Origin of the sequence: Mycobacterium sp. E740, from assembly GCF_001672895.1 — a bacterium.
In the GTDB taxonomy this organism is placed as follows: domain Bacteria; phylum Actinomycetota; class Actinomycetes; order Mycobacteriales; family Mycobacteriaceae; genus Mycobacterium.
Window position 1 is genome coordinate 1 of sequence record NZ_LZKP01000057.1, and the last position, 19,688, is coordinate 19,688.

Annotated in this window: 16 protein-coding genes; 10 read left to right on the top strand and 6 right to left on the bottom strand. The window is 66.5% G+C overall.

From position 1 onward, the window contains the following. Positions 1-724: AMP-binding protein (locus A5663_RS05430; protein WP_156744365.1), on the bottom strand; the 724-nt coding region annotated here is incomplete at its 3' end. Positions 725-868: 144 nt separating this feature from the next. Between A5663_RS05430 and A5663_RS05435 the strand changes: the two genes are divergently transcribed. The 5 genes from A5663_RS05435 to A5663_RS05455 all read left to right on the top strand — a co-directional run bounded on the left by A5663_RS05435 (position 869) and on the right by A5663_RS05455 (position 7,168). Further along, positions 869-3,529: an adenylate/guanylate cyclase domain-containing protein gene (locus tag A5663_RS05435; RefSeq protein ID WP_068144943.1), complete on the top strand. Its 2,661-nt coding sequence runs from the start codon at positions 869-871 to the stop codon at positions 3,527-3,529. A 380-nt stretch (positions 3,530-3,909) separates the two neighbouring features. Next, positions 3,910-6,165 (top strand): adenylate/guanylate cyclase domain-containing protein, encoded by a 2,256-nt coding sequence (locus A5663_RS05440; protein WP_369816593.1) that lies wholly within the window; start codon positions 3,910-3,912, stop codon positions 6,163-6,165. 87 nt (positions 6,166-6,252) lie between these two features. Beyond that, positions 6,253-6,519 (top strand): hypothetical protein, encoded by a 267-nt coding sequence (locus tag A5663_RS05445; protein ID WP_068144949.1) that lies wholly within the window; start codon positions 6,253-6,255, stop codon positions 6,517-6,519. 95 nt (positions 6,520-6,614) lie between these two features. Beyond that, positions 6,615-6,890 (top strand): type II toxin-antitoxin system Phd/YefM family antitoxin, encoded by a 276-nt coding sequence (locus A5663_RS05450; RefSeq protein ID WP_068144953.1) that lies wholly within the window; start codon positions 6,615-6,617, stop codon positions 6,888-6,890. 2 nt (positions 6,891-6,892) lie between these two features. Beyond that, complete coding sequence (locus A5663_RS05455) at positions 6,893-7,168, top strand: type II toxin-antitoxin system RelE/ParE family toxin (RefSeq protein ID WP_231976693.1); 276 nt, start codon at positions 6,893-6,895, stop codon at positions 7,166-7,168. Positions 7,169-7,247: 79 nt separating this feature from the next. Here the strand turns inward: A5663_RS05455 and A5663_RS05460 are convergent, their stop codons facing one another. The 3 genes from A5663_RS05460 to A5663_RS05470 all read right to left on the bottom strand — a co-directional run bounded on the left by A5663_RS05460 (position 7,248) and on the right by A5663_RS05470 (position 11,599). Further along, positions 7,248-9,074 carry a phosphoenolpyruvate carboxykinase (GTP) gene (locus tag A5663_RS05460; RefSeq protein WP_068144980.1) on the bottom strand — a complete coding sequence of 609 codons (1,827 nt, stop codon included), beginning with the start codon at positions 9,072-9,074 and terminating at the stop codon, positions 7,248-7,250. A gap of 141 nt (positions 9,075-9,215) precedes the next feature. Beyond that, a complete protein-coding gene (locus A5663_RS05465) occupies positions 9,216-10,655 on the bottom strand; it encodes a hypothetical protein (protein WP_231976694.1) in 1,440 nt (479 codons plus the stop codon). After that, positions 10,652-11,599, bottom strand: a complete 948-nt coding sequence (locus A5663_RS05470; protein ID WP_068144959.1) for a hypothetical protein — start codon at positions 11,597-11,599, stop codon at positions 10,652-10,654. The genes A5663_RS05465 and A5663_RS05470 overlap by 4 nt, the downstream gene beginning before the upstream one ends. 187 nt (positions 11,600-11,786) lie before the next feature. On the opposite strand from A5663_RS05470, the gene trmB reads away from it, so the two are divergent. From trmB to A5663_RS05485, 3 genes are read left to right on the top strand one after another with little or no spacing between them, the layout of a single operon-like run. Further along, a complete protein-coding gene (gene trmB / locus A5663_RS05475; RefSeq protein WP_068144962.1) occupies positions 11,787-12,605 on the top strand; it encodes a tRNA (guanosine(46)-N7)-methyltransferase TrmB in 819 nt (272 codons plus the stop codon). Further along, on the top strand, positions 12,602-13,300 hold the full coding sequence (locus tag A5663_RS05480) for an NYN domain-containing protein (RefSeq protein ID WP_068144966.1): 699 nt from the start codon (positions 12,602-12,604) through the stop codon (positions 13,298-13,300). Before trmB ends, A5663_RS05480 begins: the two co-directional genes overlap by 4 nt. 49 nt (positions 13,301-13,349) lie before the next feature. After that, positions 13,350-16,721, top strand: a complete 3,372-nt coding sequence (locus A5663_RS05485; RefSeq protein WP_068144969.1) for an MMPL family transporter — start codon at positions 13,350-13,352, stop codon at positions 16,719-16,721. Between the two features lie 6 nt (positions 16,722-16,727). Here the strand turns inward: A5663_RS05485 and A5663_RS05490 are convergent, their stop codons facing one another. Continuing rightward, positions 16,728-17,870 carry an AI-2E family transporter gene (locus tag A5663_RS05490; RefSeq protein WP_068144971.1) on the bottom strand — a complete coding sequence of 381 codons (1,143 nt, stop codon included), beginning with the start codon at positions 17,868-17,870 and terminating at the stop codon, positions 16,728-16,730. Between the two features lie 75 nt (positions 17,871-17,945). Between A5663_RS05490 and A5663_RS05495 the strand changes: the two genes are divergently transcribed. Further along, positions 17,946-18,995: a YbhN family protein gene (locus tag A5663_RS05495; protein WP_068144974.1), complete on the top strand. Its 1,050-nt coding sequence runs from the start codon at positions 17,946-17,948 to the stop codon at positions 18,993-18,995. Beyond that, on the top strand, positions 18,995-19,375 hold the full coding sequence (locus A5663_RS05500; protein WP_156744366.1) for a DUF3054 domain-containing protein: 381 nt from the start codon (positions 18,995-18,997) through the stop codon (positions 19,373-19,375). Before A5663_RS05495 ends, A5663_RS05500 begins: the two co-directional genes overlap by 1 nt. A gap of 7 nt (positions 19,376-19,382) precedes the next feature. On the opposite strand, the gene A5663_RS05505 is transcribed toward A5663_RS05500, so the two are convergent. After that, a partial coding sequence (locus A5663_RS05505; protein ID WP_231976696.1) for a heme-binding protein occupies positions 19,383-19,688 on the bottom strand: 306 nt, incomplete at its 5' end.

Genomic DNA, 19,688 nt, shown 5'->3' on the forward strand with positions numbered 1-19,688 from the left:
TGGCGTCCAAGGCGCTCTCCGGATCGAACTTCTCCATCACCACCGTCGTGTAACCGGCGGCCTGAACTGTCATCGACCACACCGACGGTGCGGTGTGGTAGAGCGGCGCAGGGCTCAGATACACCGAATCCGGTTGCATCCAGACGCTGACGAGCATGGTCATCAGGCCTGGCGCCGCTGCTGGCGACAGGTGCGGAAGCGCACGCTTGATGCCTTTGGGACGGCCGGTGGTGCCCGACGAATACTGCAGCAGGTCACCCTCGATCTCGTCGGCGATCGGTGTGTCGGGGTGCGCTGCAACGCATTCCGGGTAGCGCTGCCAGCCGTTGAGGTCGTCATCCGCAATGATGAGCAGTTCCGGTAGGCCGCGGGGCAACTCATTAGCCAGACCCTCGAGCGTCTTACGCAGCGCGGCCGAGCCCACGATCGCTTTCGCGTTGCTGTTGTCGATGATGTAGGCCGCCTCCGCCGACGTGAGGTGCGTGTTGATCGGCACGTAGTACAGGCCGCTGCGCCGGGCCGCCCACATCACAGCGTGGAAGTGCTCGCTGTTCTCCATCAGCATGGCCACGGTGTCGCCTTCGACGAGGCCAGCCCGCCGGAAATGATGTGCCAGCCGGTTGGCCCGCGCTTCGAGTTCGGCGAACGTCACCACGGTTCCCGACGGATGCATGATGACGGCGGGCTTGTCCGGAGTGGCCTCGGCGTGTTCGCGGATCTGCATGGCCTGACTCTACGATGCATGGAGTTGACAGGTGTCAAGTGGTGGATTCTGTCCGTTACTGTCGTCGCCGTCTTAGCATGAACCCGCAGGATACGGGGGTGCGGCGGTGGTCGGATGACGGGCGGACAGAGGGCGGCGGCTCCCATGCCGTCGGGTGTCGTCACCTTCCTGTTCACCGACATCGAGGGGTCGACCCGGCGGTGGGAAGCCGACGCCGACGCGATGCGCGTCGCCCTCGCCGGGCATGACGACGTGCTGCGCGAAGCCGTGGAGTCGCACGGGGGTTGGTTGTTCAAACACACCGGCGACGGGATCTGTGCAGCGTTCGCATCGCCGAAGGCCGCCGTCGACGCCGCGATCGCCGCCCAGCGGAGTCTCGAACTACCCGTGCGGATGGGTATCGCCACCGGCGAGGCGGAGTTACGGGATCAGGATTACTTCGGCACGGTGCTCAATCGTGCCTCACGGTTGATGTCCGCCGGCCACGGCGGTCAGATACTGCTCGACGGGACCGCGGCAGGGCTGGTCCACGGGGTTGACGTCGTCCACCTGGGGCCGAGGCGGTTGCGCGACATCGCGAAGCCCGTCGAAGTCTTCCAAGTCTGTGCGGCGGGCTTGCGGGCCGACTTCCCCCCGCTGAGAAGTCACGACTCCCGGCAGGGGAACTTGCGCCTACCGCCGACCAGTTTCGTCGGTCGCGAAGCCCAACTCGCCGAGGTGGAAAGGGCGCTGAAGACGCATCGAATGGTGACGCTGACGGGCGTCGGCGGAGTCGGCAAGACGCGGTTGGCGCTGGAGGTGGCTTCACGTACCGCCGACTGTTACCCGGACGGCGTGTTCGTCGTCGAACTCGCACCGGTCGGGGATGCTACCGCCGTTCCCGAAGCTGTCGCTGCCGCGTTGGGTATCACTCAACAGCCGGGACAGCACATGTCCGAAAGCGTGGCTGTCGCGTTGGAGGGTCGGTCGCGACTTCTGCTGTTCGACAATTGCGAGCACGTCCTGGATGCTGCAGCTGATGTGATCGAAGCCATCTACGCTCACACGACGAATGTCAGGATTCTGGCGACCAGCCGAGAAGGATTGGGACTCAACGACGAACAGCTGTGGCCCGTTCCTTCGCTGGACACCGCAATCGGAATCGACTCGGCCGCAGCGAAATTGTTCCTCGACCGCGCGCAGACCGTATCGCCCGCAGCCACGATGGCCGCACCCGACGAAGCTGCGGCGGTGGCGGAGATCTGTCAGCGACTCGATGGGATTCCGTTGGCGATCGAACTGGCCGCCTCCCGGATGGTCTCGATGACGGCGGTGGAGGTAAGGGATCGGCTTGACGACCGGTTCCGTCTGCTCGTCGGTTCACGTAGGGCATTGGAACGCCACCAGACTCTGCGACATGCCGTGCAATGGTCCTACGACCTGCTCGACGAGAGCGAGCAAGAACTGCTGGCGCGGTGTTCCGTCTTCTCCGGCGGTTTTGACCTGCCTGGAGCCTGCGCGGTGGCTGAATCCGCAGACGAGTTGGCGACGCTCGATGTCCTCGACGCGTTGGTACGCAAGTCGTTGCTGGTCGCCGACCGGTCCACCGGGCGGACGCGATATCTGATGCTCGAGACGATTCGCCAGTTCGTCACGGAACAGCTCGCGGCATCAGGGGCGGCAGACACGGCCCGCATCGCACACGCGCGATACTTCGCGGGGCGAGAACCCGTCATCATGGCTCTGTGGAACGGTCCGCGGCAGTGCGAGGCTCATGACTGGTTGACGGTCGAGTTGGCTAACTTGCGTGGCGCCTTCCGATTCGCCGCCGACAACAACGAACTCGATACCGCAGCTCCCATCGCGGTTTGCGCGGCGCTCCTGGGCTACTACGTGGAGCAGTATGAAGCGATCGCATGGGCCGAGGAACTGCTCGAACCTGCTCGGGCCGTTGAGCATCCACGGCTGGCGCAGCTCTACATGGCGGCGGCTACCTGCTACCTGACTGGTCGAATAGATGACTTCCGCGACTACGCCGCGGCCGGCGAGAGGGCTATAGACACCGGACGCTTCGATGTTGTGCCTCTTGGGCTTGAGTCTGCCCTGGGCGGCGGGTTCCTGTATGCGGCAAGCGCCGAACAATGCATCCAGTGGGGCCGACGGGTAATTTCGAGGTGGCCCGACAACCGCTATTGGGCCCTCCCCCATCTCGTATTCGCGTTGACCTTTGCCGGCGAACATGACGAGGTACTGGCACTGTCTGACGAACTGTTCGCCGGCCTTGAAACCGTCGAGAACCCCGCCTTGCTCACGGGCGCGCTGTTTGCCTACGGCTACGCGCAGCGCAACCGCGACACCGCGGCTGCCTACGCGAACCTCAAGCGAGGGCTCGCCGTCGCGCAAGCCACAGGCAATCGGCAGATGGAATCGGTGCTCGCCGCGACCCTGGCAAGCGTCGCCGCAAGCCGCGCTGACCGCTCGGACGCTTTCGATTTCCTGGCGCTGGCCATCCGGACCTACTACGACTCAGGCAGCCTGTCGTTCATCTCAGGCCCGCTAGGTCTCCTCGCTGTGGTGTTCGACAGGCTCGGATGCTACGAGCAGGCGGCCACCGTGAGCGCCTCTGCCCTTTCGGCGATCTCACGTGCAACCTATCCAGAGATCGCCGAGGCTGTCGTGCATACGCGCGAAGCATTGGGCGAGGCTACCTACGAATCACTTACCCGGGCAGGCGCCCAGATGACCCTTGCCGCCAAGGCCGCGTACGCGCTCGACCAGATAGAACGCGTTCAGGCCGATCTTCTCCGCGCGGGCGACCAGTCATGAGTGTTCTCACTTTTCTGTTCACCGACATCGAGGGGTCGACCCGGCGGTGGGAAGCCGACGCAGCTGGGATGCGGGCGGCGCTCGGCGCTCACGACGAGTTGCTGAAATCTTGCATCGAGACGCACAGCGGCAGACTGTTCAAGCACACCGGTGACGGCATGTGCGCCGTGTTTTCGTCGCCGGGTCATGCAGTCGATGCCGCGGTGGCCGCGCAGCGGGCGCTCGAACTGCCGGTACGGATGGGACTTGCGACCGGTGAGGCGGAAGTCCGCGAGGGCGACTACTTCGGCACGGTACTGAATCGCACAGCCCGCATCATGGCCGCCGGGCACGGCGGTCAGATTCTGCTCGACGGTGCGACGGCGGGACTTCTCGACGGAGTGCCGCTGAAGGCCCTGGGGTTTCAACGACTTCGCGATATCGCCAGGGCGGTAGAGATCTTCCAGGTGACATCCGCCGGTCTGCGTAGCGAGTTTCCGCCACTCCGCAACCTCGAATCCGCGCCCGGGAATCTGAAGCAGCCCCCGAGCAGTTTCGTCGGGCGAGAGGCCGAGCTCGCCGAGCTTCGGAAGATGCTCACCGCGCATCGCTTGTTGACCTTGACGGGCGTCGGCGGCGTGGGCAAGACGCGCCTGGCGGTGGAGCTGGCATCTCTGTCGGCACAAGGCTTTCCCGATGGTGCGTGGTTCATCGAGTTGGCGGCGATCAGCGATCCCGCGGCGGTGCCAGATGCGGTGGCAGCGGTTTTCGGCATCTTGCAGCAACCAGGGCAGACGATGGCGGACAGCATCGCATCCGCTCTCGAGGGCCGTTCGCGATTGGTGGTCTTCGACAACTGTGAGCATGTCCTCGACGCCGCGGCGGACATCATCGAGACCATCCTGAAAGCTTCGTCGGCGGTGAAGGTGGTCGCGACGAGTCGCGAAGGACTGGGACTGGCCGAAGAACAGCTTTGGCCTGTCCCGTCTCTCGATATCGGGTCCAGCGCGGCAACGCTGTTCGTCGACCGGGCCCTGGCCGTGGCTCCGGCCATCTCCCTCGACCGCGACCCAGATGTGGTCACGGAGATCTGCCGTCGCCTCGATGGCATTCCGCTGGCGATCGAACTCGCCGCCTCGCGGACGCAATCCATGACCGTCAACGAGATTCGCGACCGCCTCGACGACAGGTTCCGGTTACTCGTCGGATCGAAGCGAGCGTTCGAGCGTCATCAGACGCTTCGTCAAGCTGTGCAGTGGTCTTATGACCTGCTCGACGCAAGCGAAAAGTCGTTGTTGAACCGGTGCTCAGTGTTCGCAGGCGGGTTCGACCTCGCAGCGGCATGCGCGGTGAGCCGTAGCGACGATGAGATGGCGACGCTGGATCTGCTCCACGCCCTGGTGCGCAAGTCGCTTGTGGCGGCCGACCGGTCGACCGGTCGAACGCGATTCTCGATGCTGGAGACCATTCGTCGGTTCGCCGAAGCGCAGCTCGTCGCGCAGGGCGCCGGCGACGACGCGCGAACGGCGCACGCGCGGCATTTCGCCGCGCAGGAATCCGAAGTGCTTGCGTTGTGGGACAGCCCCATGCAACGCGATGCATACTCGTGGCTGACAACTGAACTAGCCAACCTGCGTAGCGCTTTTCGATGGGCAGCCGAGCAGCAGGACCTCGACACAGCGAGCGCGATCGCCGTCTGTGCAGGCTTTCTCGGCGGCTGGTTCGAGCTGCATGAACCCTCCACATGGGCGGAGGACCTCCTTTCCGCCGCGCGCGACGTCGACCACAGCCGGCTGGCGCAGTTGTACGTGATTGCTGCCGAGTGCTATCGAACTGGCCGGTTGGACAGTGCGATTGCGTACGCCGATGCCGCCGTCGCGGCTCTCGAGAGTGGGCGCTTCGATCGAATGCTCTTCGACATCGAACCGACTGCGCTCGGTGGCGCCTACATCACCGTAGGTGCCTCCGCTCAATGGCTTCAGCTGTGCCGCAGTCAGTTTGCGCGCGGAGGGGAGATCAACGCATTCAATCGCGGTTCCATGGTCATGGCGTTGTTGACGTCAGGGAACATCGCGGAGGCAAAGGTCCTAAGCATTGACTTGCTGGCAGCGTCTGAAGCTACTGACAACCCAGGCGCAGCCGCGTATGCACTGCTCGCCTACGGCTACTCGACTCGCGACGAGGATCCCGGTGCCGCGTACGAAGCTCTGCGCAGGGGTTTGGCGATTGCGCACAGCAGCGGTAACCGGATGACAGAGGCATACCTTGCGGTGAACATCTCAACGCTGGCGGGGTCACGTGGTGTTGCCGACGACGCTCTCGAGTTCTTGACTATTGCGATCAACAACTTCTACGACTCCGGAAGCTACTCCCACATCGTCAGTCCTCTGGGAGTGCTTGCCGCGCGTCTTGATCAGATCGGTCGCTACGAGGGTGCTGCGACGATAGTGGGGTTCGCGGCGACGGCGTTCGCGCTCGCCACCTTCCCCGAGATCAATGCCGCTATCGCGCACCTCCGAGAGGTGCTCGGCGAACGGACCTATGAAGCTCTCACCCGAGCCGGCGCGAGCATGACGAGCGCCCAGGTCGCACACTTCGCCCTCGAGGAGATCGCTCGGGCACGCGTTCACCTCACGAATCCGATTGAGACGCAATGACCACGCACACTGGTCCGTCGGGAGTCCGATGCCATCAACCATCTTGTCACCGCGATCCAGAACTACTTCGATTCCGGGAGCTTGCTGATGATTTCAGGCCCCCTGGCGATGTTGGCCATCCTGTTCGATCGGCTTGGCCGATGCGAATCGGCCGCCACCGTCATGGGTTTCGGTGACGTACCGAGTTCACGTCTGGTCTTCCCCGAAGTCGACGCAGCGATCGCGCACCTTCGTGAGGTTCTCGACGACGAGCACGACGAACATTTGTCCGGCACTGGGGCGCAGATGAGCACCGCAGCGATGGTGACGTTCGCTCTCGATCACATCGAACGGCTCAGCCGCACGCTCGAGTAAGGACGAGCGTAGGAAGATGGCGCTCGCCGAGTTCGCGAGCTTCATAGCCATACTTTTAGCTACATTATGGCTATATTTACGGCTAGACTGCGGCTATGCGATCTATCCCGCTCGGCGAGGCAAAAGACAAGCTGTCCGCACTGGTCGATGATGCCGAATCCACTCACGACATCATCACCATCACCAAACACGGACGAGCTGCGGCCGTTCTCATGTCGGCCGACGACCTCGAATCGTTGCAGGAGACGCTCTTCTGGCTGACCCAGCGCGGCATCCGCGACAGCATTGATGCCGCGGAGAAGGAGTATGCCGACGGCTCGACCGTCAGTGGTGACGACCTGCGCGCCGAATTCGGCCTGCCGCCGCGGTGACAGTGCCGCGCGGCAACTACAAACTCGAGGTTGCCTCGCCTGCTCGACGCGACCTTCGGCGCCTTCCCGGCAAGATTGCCTCCGCGATCATCGAATTCATCACCGGCCCGCTACCCGCGAACCCGCAACGGCTCAGCCGGCCACTGCGACATGCACTCCAGGGGTATCGCAGCGCCCGCCGCGGCGAGTATCGGGTGCTGTTTCGTATCGACGATGCGACGCACACCGTCGTCGTCGTGGCCATCAATCACCGTGCCCACGCTTACCGTCCACGCTGAGAATCGCCCGCCACTGCCCGACAAACGCAAAATCGCCCTAAATCCAACGGATTTGGGCGATTCTGCGTTCTCGCGAAACTTACTTCGCCTCGTCCAGGCGGTGCTTCAGCGCGTCGAACTCGTCCTTGATGCCGGTCGGCAGCTTCTCGCCGACGAACTCGAACCATTCCTCGATCAGCGGGATCTCCTGGCGCCACTCGTCGACGTCGACCGCGAGCGCGGCGTCCACGTCGGCCGGGTCGACGTCCAGACCGGAGAGGTCGAGGTCGGCGGCGGTCGGAACGATGCCGATCGGCGTGCTCTTGCCGTCAGCCTGGTGCTCGATGCGATCGACGATCCACTTCATCACGCGGCTGTTCTCACCGAAGCCCGGCCACAGGAAGCGGCCGTCGTCGCCCCGGCGGAACCAGTTCACGAAGAAGATCTTCGGCATCTTCGACTCGTCGGCGTTCTTGCCCAGGTTGATCCAGTGCGCGAAGTAGTCACCGACGTTGTAGCCGAGGAACGGCAGCATCGCCATGGGATCGCGGCGCACGGTGCCGACCTTGCCCTCGGCGGCCGCGGTCTGCTCCGAGCCGAGCGTGGCGCCGATGAACACGCCGTGCTGCCAGTCGCGGGCCTCGGTGACCAACGGCACGGTCGTCTTGCGTCGACCGCCGAAGAGGATCGCCGAGATCGGCACACCCTGCGGGTCGTCCCACTCTGGCGCGAGCGTCGGGCACTGCGAGATGGGGGTGCAGTAGCGCGAGTTCGGATGTGCGGCCTTGACCTCCGACTCCGGCGTCCAGTCGTTGCCCTTCCAGTCGATCAGGTGCTGCGGGTCGCCCTCGAGGCCTTCCCACCACACGTCGTTTTCGTCGGTCAGCGCGACGTTGGTGAACACGGTGTTGCCCGCTTCGACCGTCTTCATCGCGTTGGGGTTGGAGTCCCAGTTGGTGCCCGGGGCGACGCCGAAGAAGCCGAACTCCGGGTTGACCGCGTAGAGACGGCCGTCCTTGCCGAACCGCATCCAGGCGATGTCGTCGCCGACGGTTTCGGCGCGCCAACCCGGGATGGTCGGCTGCAGCATCGCGAGGTTGGTCTTACCGCACGCCGACGGGAACGCCGCCGCGACGAAGTAGGCCTTGTTCTCCGGCGAGATCAGCTTGAGGATCAGCATGTGCTCGGCGAGCCAGCCCTCGTCGTGGGCGATCGCCGAAGCGATCCGCAGCGCGTAGCACTTCTTGCCGAGCAGCGCGTTGCCGCCGTAACCCGAGCCGTAGCTCCAGATCTCGCGAGTCTCCGGGAAGTGGCTGATGTACTTGGTGTCGTTACACGGCCACGGCACGTCCTGCTGGCCCGGCTCGAGCGGCGCGCCGATCGAGTGCAGCGCCTTGACGAAGAATCCGTCGGTGCCCATCTTGTCCAGCGCCGCCTTGCCCATCCGGGTCATCGTCCGCATGGATACGACGACGTACTCCGAATCGGTGATCTCCACGCCGAGCTTGGGGTCCTCAGCGCCGAGCGGGCCCATGCAGAACGGCACCACGTACATCGTGCGACCGCGCATGCAGCCGCGGTACAGCGGCGTCATGATGTCGCGCATCTCGGCTGGGTCCATCCAGTTGTTGGTCGGACCGGCGCCGATCTTGTCCTCGGTACAGATGAAGGTCCGTGACTCGACACGGGCCACGTCCGACGGGTCGGACAGCGCGAGGTACGAGTTCGGCTTCTTCTCGTCGTCGAGCTTGGTGAAGGTTCCCGCCGCTACGAGTTGATCGCACAGCTGCGCGTTCTGCTCGTCGGAGCCGTCGGCCCATACCACGCGCTCCGGCTGCGTCAGCTCCGCGACCTCCTGGACCCAAGCGAGCAGACCCTTGTGTTTCGTCGGTGCGGTGTCCAAACCTGGGATGGTCGCGGCGGTCATGAAAATCTCCTGTGTCTGTTGCTGCCAGGCCCAAGGCTCCGTGTGCGCCACCCAGACAGGGACAGGCGGCGTTGCGGTTTCCCTCTATCGAGGTTAACGCGGGTGAGATACCTGCGGGAAACCGGGAGTGTGTCCGATCACTCACAGGAACGATTCAGAAGTCGGTTTTGTGGTATTTGATCGATCAAGTTCGACCTGTACCGCGTCGAGCGCCCCCCGTAGCGAGGGCAGCCGCCGCTCCCGCACGGCGGCCGCGCTGGTGGCCCGGGCCGCATGTGCACGCAGTTCGGCGTCGATCTGACCTACTTCGGCCCGCGCCGTGGCGGCTTCTCGCTCGTCGCGGACGGCCAGGTCTGATGCCAGAGCGGCCTCCGCGGCCAACACCCGGGTCGCCACCCGCTCCTCAAGCCGGGATTTCACCATGCCGGTCACCTCGGTGGCCCATCGCTCCAGCACCGCGCGGTCGTGCAGCAGTCCGCGAAGGTGCACGACCCACAATGTCAGTGCCAGCCCCGCCAGCCCGCCCACGACCAGGCCGGCGACGGCGAACTCAGACGTCAGGCCCGTGAACAGCCGCGTCACCGCAAGCGCCACGCCCAGCCCGAAGCCGGCACCGAGGATCATCGTCAACTGCCTCTCCAACCGTCGCGACCTCAATGGCGGCGGAGGGAATTCCAGGGCAACGGACGCCTCGGGCGCCGACGGCGCAGTCAGGTCGAGTTCCTCCGTGATGGCGGTGAGGTGGGTGGCGACGGCCTCCTCCACCGTCGCGATGAGTGCGCCGGCCCGCTCGCGGGTGTGTGCTTCGAATTCGCCGAGTCGGCTGCGGCTGAGCTGCGCCGCGTCGTCGGCGAGTTCTGTGCGCAGCGAGGTGCAGCAGTTGCGTGCGAAGTAGCCGAGCTGGACGCGGGCTCGCTGGATTTCACTTTTCATGGCCATGACGCGTTCGGACTTGGCATGTCGCCGAGCCCGAAGAAGGTCGTCGCGCGCCCGCTGCAGGGCGGCGATCGCGGCCCGTTCGTCTTCCGCGTCGGCATGGCATCGATCGATTTCCGACCTGATACGAGTCTCCCACGCTCGCAGTCGATTTCGTCCGTTCAGCTCCGGATCGGCCAGTCGCGCGCGAAGCAGGTCGACGAGTTCGTCGATGTGCACCTCCCCCAGATCCGGTGCCGCGGCCGCGCCCACCCACGGCACGCGCGCATAGCGAGGCGTGCGCGCCGTCAGCATGGCACGGTCCGCGGCCAGCCCATCGCGCCAATCGCGGTGGGTGTCGATCTTCGAAACCACGCCGACAACCACATCAGTGTTCCTGGCAGCCGAATCCAGCAGGGCGCGGTCCGATTCGGTCATCGCAGCCACCGCGGAGACGACGAACACCACCGCGGCGGGCGCTGTTTTCCGACCGAGTTCGTCCGCCTCGACGAAGGTGTGGTCGGGCAGTCGCTTGCGCAGCGCTTCCACCACGCTGGTGCTGCCCGCGAGCCGAGGTCCGGTCACGAGCACGACATCGAGGATCTCTACCTCGGGCGTGGCCAGTTCCGGTTCGATCGCCGCGACCACTGCGTCGATACCCGTCACCGCGATCGAGCGAGCAGACGCAGCGAACCTCGACTGATGTCGGCGGAGCAGGCCCGGTGCAGCGCGTCGACCGGGCCACGGCCATATCGCCGCCAATGCACGGCGCGACGCAGATGGGCCGCGGAATCGTCACCACGGTCGACGGCGAGTCCGGCGGCTTCGACGACATCGACCGCCGCCGTCATCATGGCGAGCACGCTGTCGTCACTCGCGAGCAGCTCCGCCAGATCAGTAGCGTCGAATTGTGCTGCAACAGCACATAATTCGGTCATCACCGATCGTAGACGTCGGTATCGCAGCGGTGCGCCGGCGGCCTGCACGTGCTCGACGACCCGGTCGAGTTCGCTGAGCCGGCGCAGATGAGCAGGCAGCGCCGCGGCGCTCATTCCCCGATCGATCGCCAGCACCGCGTGCGCGATGCCGAACCGGTCGAGCGCGGCCAACAGGTGCGCACGCGACTCGGTCGACAAGGGGTGCGGGCTCTGCACGAAGCCGTCGGTCGACGTCAGGTCCGCCGGTTCGGTGACCAGGGTGCGCAGCGCGCCGAACAGGTCGTCGCTCAGCTCGACGTCCGCGAGCAGCGCGATCATCGGCACAGTCGGCAATCCGGTCAGTGCGCGGATCTGGGCCGCGCGGCGGTGCGCCAACGCCACCGGTCCGTCCGCGCCGAAGCCGGTGAGGTCGGCCTTGTTCAAGACGACGACCGCGGGACGCTTCGCGCCGGCGAGCACTTCCCGGTCCTCGGGTTTGAGCGTTTCGGCGATCACGAGCACATCGACATCGGCGGGTTCCTTCGAGACGGTCACTCCCGCGCCGGCCAGCGCGGCGGCCACAGTCGTGCGGCCCACCCCATCGCGACCGCGCACCGCTACCCGGACCGGCGCGGTCAGGCGCCGAATGATCGGTGTCAGCCGCGGCCCGCGGCCTGCGCGATCCAATTGCATCAGCGTTTCGACGAAACTCAGCTGACCGTCCCCCCGTCCAGGGCGGCGAGCGCCCCTCCACGATCGTCACACTTCGGCGGTCACCGTGGGAGGGGCAGCGCGACCGGCCTGTGGACAGACCTCCGATACCAGCCGAAGGCAACTGTTGGGTATCAATCCGTACCACGATGCGGGTACTCCACCCTCGATGAGCGACCATGGACGGATGCATCTGCCCGGGCCTGATGTCGCCGACGTGTCGGCGCCCCGGTCAGATGTCGCTGACGCCTCAGCTCCGAGGCCAGATGTCTCTGACGCCTCAGCTCCGCGACCGGACGAGCACCGCTATCCCCGCGTCACCAGCTTCCGTACCCGGCGCACCACGCTGTCGGCCGCCCAGCAGGCGACGTGGGACCGGCTGTGGCCCGAGGTCGGCATGGCGGCGCGCGACGGCAGCACCCCGGCGCCGCGGCTGGACACCTCCGCCTGGTTCGGCCGTGAAGCGCCCGTCGTGCTGGAGATCGGCTGCGGCGCCGGCACCTCGACACTGGCGATGGCCAAGGCCGAGCCGCACCTCGATGTCGTCGCGGTGGAGGTGTACCGGCGCGGGCTGGCCCAGCTGCTGAGCGGGATCGACCGCGAAGGCGTCGCCAACATCCGGCTGGTTCGCGGCGACGGCGTCGACGTGCTGCAGCACATGTTCGGGCCCGACTCGCTGACCGGCGTGCGGGTGTTCTTCCCCGACCCGTGGCCCAAGGCCCGCCACCACAAGCGACGGCTCCTGCAACCCGGCACCGTCGCGTTGATCGCCGACCGGCTGCGACCCGGCGGCGTCCTGCACGCCGCAACCGACCACGCCGGTTATGCCGAGCACATCGCCGAGATCGGCGACGCCGAGCCGCGCCTGCACCGGGTCACGGCCTCCGACTCCCTGCCGATCTCGGTGCAGCGGCCGGTCACCAAATACGAGAACAAGGCGCAGGACGCCGGCAGCGCCGTCGCTGAACTCCTCTGGGAGAAGTCATGAGCCTCACCGAAGACCTCAGACAGATAGAAGGTGTGACACCTCCCGAACCGTCGCCTCCCGCCGACCAGACGGCCCGCGTGCTGCTCGTCTGGGATGCCCCCAACCTCGACATGGGTCTGGGCTCGATCCTCGGCGGACGTCCCACCGCCGCACACCGCCCGCGGTTCGACGCGCTGGGCCGGTGGCTGCTCACCAGGACCGCCGAACTCTCGGCGACGCGCCCGGCGCTGACGCTGGAACCCGAGGCCACCGTCTTCACCAACATCGCGCCGGGCAGCGCCGACGTCGTGCGGCCCTGGGTGGAGGCGTTGCGCAACGTCGGTTTCGCGGTCTTCGCGAAACCGAAGATCGACGAGGACAGCGACGTCGACACTGACATGCTGAACCACATCGCGCTGCGCCACAGCGAGGGGCTGGCCGCGGTTCTGGTGGCCTCGGCCGACGGGCAAGCGTTCAAACAACCGCTGGAGGAGATCGCCCGCGACGGCATCCCCGTCCAGGTTCTCGGATTTCGCGAACATGCAAGCTGGGCGCTAGCGTCGGATACCTTGGAGTTCGTCGACCTGGAGGACATCCCTAATGTCTTCCGGGAGCCATTACCGCGGATCGGCCTCGATTCGCTACCTGAGCAGGGGGCATGGTTGCAGCCGTTCCGGCCGCTGTCCTCGCTACTGACCTCGCGTGTCAACAACTGAAATGCGCAGGGTCGTCGCCGACTTAGAAAGACTTGAGTAAGGAGTCCACGTGTTCGCCTGGTGGGGTCGAACGGTGTACCGATCTCGATACATCGTCATCGGCGTCATGGTCGCGCTCTGCCTCGGTGGCGGCATCTACGGGATCAGCCTCGGCAGTCACGTCACCCAGAGCGGCTTCTACGACGAAGGCAGTAACTCGGTCCACGCGTCGGTGGTCGCCGATGCGGCCTACGGCCGTGACCGCACCAGCCACATCGTCGCGATCCTGACGCCGCCGGACGGCAAGAAGGTCAACGACCCGGCGTGGATGAAGAAGGTCACCGGCGAACTCAACCAACTGGTGGCCGACCACGAGGACAGGATGGTCGGCTGGGTCGGCTGGCTCCGCGCGCCTGACAGCACGGATCCGACGGTCCAGCAGATGAAGACGTCGGACCTGACGAAGACGTTCGTCAGCGTCCCCCTCAAGGGCGACGACGACGACACGATCCTGAAGAACTACCAGGCCATCGAGCCCGACCTGCAAAAGGTCAACGACGGAAACATTCAGCTCGCCGGCCTCAACCCGCTGGCCAGTGAGCTCACGGGCACCATCGGCGAGGACCAACAGCGTGCCGAGGTCGCCGCCATCCCGCTCGTCTGCGTCGTGCTGTTCTTCGTGTTCGGCGGAGTGGTCGCGGCGGCCCTACCGGGCCTCATCGGCGGGCTGACCATCGCGGGCGCCCTGGGCATCATGCGGCTGTTCGCCGAGTTCATGCCGGTGCACTTCTTCGCACAGCCCGTCGTGACACTGATGGGCCTCGGTATCGCCGTGGACTACGGGCTGTTCATGGTGAGCCGGTTCCGCGAGGAGATAGCCGAGGGCTACGACACCGAGGCCGCCGTGCGTCGCGCGGTGATGACATCGGGTCGCACGATCATGTTCTCCGCGGTCATCCTCGTCGCGTCATCGGTGCCGTTGCTGCTGTTCCCGCAAGGCTTCCTCAAGTCGATCACCTACGCGATCATCGCGTCGGTGATGCTCGCGGCGATCCTGTCGGTCACCGTGCTGCCCGCCGCGCTGGGCATCCTCGGCCCGCGGGTGGACGCGCTCGGCATTCGTTGGCTGCTGAAATTCACCCAGCGAGAGCCCGCTCCGACCGCCCCCCACGATCCGCACACCAACACGTTCGCAATCGCCTCGATTCCCACCGGTCTGCTGGTGCCGCCCGTCGGTATCGCGCTGGGCCACATCGCACGCAAACAGATCAGGCGGACCGGTGAGCAGGGTGCGCAGTACGCGTTCATCGGCTTGGTCCTCGGCTACATCACGCTGCTGGGCGGGTTGGCGTACGGCGTGAGCGCGCTGCACGACGCCGATGTCATCGGAAGCGCGTTGTACTGGGTCCTGCTCGGCATCGTGATATTCGTCGCCGTGGTCGTCGCCGGCGTGACGCTGGCGCGGTACGTGCCGCTGGCTCACACGCCGATCGTGTGGTGGCTGAACTGGCTCGCGGAGAAGACGCAGAAGACCAAGACCCGCGCCGAGGTCGAGAAAGGCTTCTGGGGCAAGCTGGTCAACCGCGTGATGAAGCGCCCGATCGCGTTCGCCGCGCCGATCGTGATCGTGATGATCCTGTTGATCATCCCGCTGGGGCAGTTGTCGCTCGGCGGCATCAGCGAGAAGTACCTGCCGCCGGACAACCCGGTCCGGCTTGCGCAGGAGGATTTCGACCGGACCTTCCCCGGGTTCCGCACCGAACCGTTGACGCTGGTCATCGAGAACACCGACGGCCAGCCCGTGACGGATCAGCAGGTCGCGGAGATCCGCAGCAAGGCGCTCGCCATTTCCGGCTTCATCGAGCCGGACGGTGACCCGTCGAAGATGTGGCAAGCCCGCGGCGGCGAGTCGACCGACCCCTCGGTCCGCGTCATCCAGAACGGTCTGGAGAACCGCAACGACGCCGGCAAGAAGATCGAGGAGCTCCGGTCGATCACCCCGCCGCGCGGGCTGTCGATCTCGGTCGGCGGGACACCGGCGCTGGAGCAGGACAGCATCCACAGCTTGTTCGACAAGCTGCCGCTGATGGTGACCGTGCTGATCGTCACGACCACGATCCTGATGTTCCTGGCGTTCGGGTCGGTGGTGTTGCCGATCAAGGCCGCGGTGATGAGTGCGCTGACGCTGGGTTCGACGATGGGCGTGCTGACGTGGATGTTCGTCGACGGGCACGGTTCCGGAATCATGAACTACACGCCGCAGCCGCTGATGGCGCCGATGATCGGGTTGATCATCGCGGTGATCTGGGGCCTGTCGACCGACTACGAGGTGTTCCTGGTCTCACGCATGGTGGAGGCGCGCGAGCGCGGCATGTCCACCGCCGAGGCGATCCGGATCGGCACCGCGACCACCGGCCGGTTGATCACCGGCGCCGCGCTGGTTCTGGCGGTCGTCGCCGGCGCGTTCGTCTTCTCCGACCTGGTGATGATGAAGTACCTGGCGTTCGGCCTGCTGATCGCGCTGCTGCTGGACGCGACGATCGTGCGGATGTTCCTCGTGCCCGCGGTGATGAAACTGCTCGGCGACGACTGCTGGTGGGCGCCGCGGTGGATGAAGCGCATCCAGGAGCGGCTCGGCCTCGGTGAGACGGAACTGCCCGACGAGCGGAAGCGGCCGGCGGTGCGTGAGGCAGCCAATGATCCCGAGGCGCTGGTGGGCGCGGGTGCGCCCGTGCCGCCCCGCCCCCTCGACAAGCCACGCCCGCCGCACGATCCGACGCATCCCGGTGTCGAAGGGTCGTCGCGGCCCGGCGCCACGCGCGTCGCGACGCCTCCGCGTGCGACCGCTCCGTCGGTGGCCGGCACGACGCGCATTCCCAGTGCGTCGCAGCCCGCGCCCGCTGACGAGCTGCAGACCACTCGGCTGACGATGGCCAAGAACGCCGTACGGAATGCGGTGAGCAACGCCGCGGCCGCGACGCGCCAAGCCGCCCGCCCGCCTGCGCCGCCCGCCCAGCCGCGACCGCCGCGGGAGGAACGCGAAATCGAGTCGTGGCTGGGCGAATTGCGCGGCACCGGCACGCCGCCTGCGCCGCGGCCGCCGTCGCCGCTGGGGACTCCGCCCGAGGTCAGGGGACGGCCGTCCGCCGAACCCACGAGGGCGATGCCCGCGCCCGGCGCGCAGGACCGCCAGGGTCCCGGCAACGAGCCCACGACCGCGATTCCGACGCCACGCCAGCAGGGCTCCCCGCCGGACGGCGCGGGAGACCCCGAAGCGACTACGGCCATTCCGACGGCGCGGCAGCCGGGACCCTCACCGGCGGATCCGGAAGCCACCGAGAAGCTAGACACCCGCCGCAAGCTCGACGAGGACGAGGAGCGTCAGCGCCGCGGCGGCGGGCTGAGCGCGCAGGACCTCCTGCGGCGAGAGGGCCGGCTCTGACCTTCGTCAGTCGACGTCGTCGGACTCGGCTTTGACCAGCGGTCCGTCGTCGGATTCGAGCGCGGCCGCCTCGGCGTCCGGATTGGGCGCGGTCAGCACGCGCACCGCGCTGTTGAGGAACGCCAGCGTCGGGACCGCCAGCAGCGCGCCGACGATCCCGGCGAGGACGCCGCCGCCGGCGATCACCAGCACGATCGCCAGCGGATGGATCGACACGGCACGGCCCATCACCAACGGCTGCAGCACGTGGCCTTCCAGTTGCTGCACCGCGATGATCAGGCCGAGCGTGATCAGCGCGTAGATCATGCCCTTGGCGATCAGCGCGACTATCACTGCCAGGAAGCCGGTGACGACGGCGCCGACCAGCGGGACGAACGCACCGAGGAACACCAGCGACGCCAACGGCAACGCCAACGGAACGCCCATGATGGCCAGCCCGGTCCCGATGCCGATCGCGTCGACGAGCGCGACGAGGAACGTCGCCCGGATGTAGCCGATCAACGAGTGAAAGCCCGCCCGGCCCGCGTCGCGCACGCGTTCTCGCACGTCCGACGGGAAGATCCGGGTGATGAACGCGTAGATGTTGCGACCGCCCTGGAGCAGGAAGATCAGCGTGAACAGCACCAGCAGCGCGCCGGTGACGATCTCGGTGACGGTGCCCGCGGTCGACAGCGCACCACTGGTCAATTTTTCCTGGTTGTCGCGCAGAGCCTGGATCGCCGCATCCCCCGAGCGCTCGATCTGTTCGCGGCTCAGCCCCAGCGGTCCATCGATCAGCCAGTTCATCGAGGGCGCACCGGAGTTGACCAACCAGGTGAGCCGCAGCATCGAGGGCGTGCGGACCTGGCTGATCGATGGACCGCTGGGGCTGAGCCGCGAACAGATCGAGCGCTCGGGGGATGCGGCGATCCAGGCTCTGCGCGACAACCAGGAAAAATTGACCAGTGGTGCGCTGTCGACCGCGGGCATCAGCAGGGCCGCCAGCATCGTCGCCAGTGCCACCGGCACCACGATGATCTCCAGCCGTTTGATCGTCCACAGCAGAACGAAGATCGCGGCGAAGATCAGCAGCAGGCGCCACGACCATGCCGCGGCTTTGCGCACCAGAGGCGAAACCGCCTCGTCATCGAGCGAGACACCCTCGGGCATCCCGATAGCGTAACGGCCCGCAGCATCCCGGTATGGATCTCGGGAAACGGCCGCGCCACGAACTACCCTTACCCCGTGGCCCACGACGCGCCGGCGAGTGCAGTCCGCACGCGCGGCAAGTACTGGTGGCTGCGATGGGCGGTCTTCGCAGTCGTGGCCGTCGTGCTGACCGTCGAACTGCGGCTGGTGTGGGATCAGCTCGCCAAGGCGTGGCAGAGCCTCTACACCGCCGACTGGTGGTGGGTGGTGGCCGCGATCGGCACCGCACTGGCGTCGATGCACTTCTTCGGTGACATCCAGCGCAAACTGCTGCGTTCGGCCGGAGTTCCGGTGCGACAGTGGCGTTCTCAGGCGGCGTTCTATGCCGGCAACTCGCTGAGCACGACGCTTCCGGGCGGCCCCGTGCTGTCGGCGACCTTCATCTACCGTCAGCAGCGGCTGTGGGGGGCGACGCCGGTCATCGCCTCCTGGCAGCTGGTGATGTCCGGTGCGCTGCAGGTGATCAGCCTGGCGGTGCTCGGCGTAGGAAGCGCATTCTTCTTGGGCGCCAAGCACAATCCGTTCTCGTTGATCTTCACGCTGGCCGGTTTCGTCGCGCTGATCGTGCTCGCGCAGGCGGTGGCGTCGCGGCCCGACCTGCTCGACGGCATCGGTGTGCGGGTGTTGTCGTGGGTGAACTACCTGCGCGCCAAGCCGGCCGACCACGGGTTGCTCCGGTGGCGCGCGACGCTGGCGCAGCTCGAGTCGGTGAAGCTGAGCCGCAGCCAGCTCAGCGTGGCGTTCGTGTGGTCGATGTTCACGCTGGTGACCGGCGTGGGCACGCTGCTGTTCGCCTGTTACGCCGCGGGCGGACGGCCGTCACTGCTCGGCGTGATCGTGGCTTATGTCGCCGCCCGCGCTGCCGGGTCGATCCCGCTGATGCCGGGCGGGTTGTTGGTGGTGGAGGCGGTGCTGGTGCCCGGCTTGGTGTCGAGCGGGATGACGCTGGCGTCCGCGATCTCGGCGATGCTGATCTACCGGCTGGTCAGCTGGATCTTCGTCGCCGCGATCGGCTGGGTGGTGTTCTTCTTCATGTTCCGCACCGAGACGGATATCGACCCCGACGCATCCGAGCGGGCCTCGTGATGGCGGTGGACAGCGTGGACCGGACGCGAGCGGTGGCGACCGCCCTGGTCGCCGACGTCGCCTGCGTCGTGGTGTTCGCCACGATCGGCCGTCGCAGCCACGCCGAAGGACTGACCCTGGCCGGCATCGCCGCGACCGCGTGGCCGTTCGTGATCGGCACACTGACCGGCTGGCTGCTCTCGATGGCCTGGCGACGGCCGTGCTCGCTGCTGCCGACCGGAGTCGTGGTCTGGGTGTGCACCGTCGTGGTCGGGATGGTGCTGCGCAAACTGACCTCGGCCGGTGTGGCAGCGAGTTTCGTTGTGGTGGCGTCGATTTCGACCGCCGTGCTGCTACTCGGCTGGCGCGCCGCGATCCACGTCGTGACGCGCCGCCGGTGACCGGCGCCTAACTGTCCGCGATACCGTCGCCGTTGGTGTCGCCGCAGCGGTTCTTGATGTCGACCAGAGGCTGACGGATACCGGTCAGGTCCGCCTTCACCTGCGGGTGGGCGTTCAGGTAGTCCTGCACCTTGCCCCGGACCTGGTCGCGCGGCAGGCCCTCGAGGCTGGTGAAGAACCAGTTCACTTCTGGATGGGTGAACAGATAGGCAGACGTCGACGCCGAGACACCGGAAGCCACACCGGCGAGGTCAGCCGCCGTGCAGTTCGGCGGTTCGGCAGCGGCCAGCGGCATGGCACCGAAGAACATCGC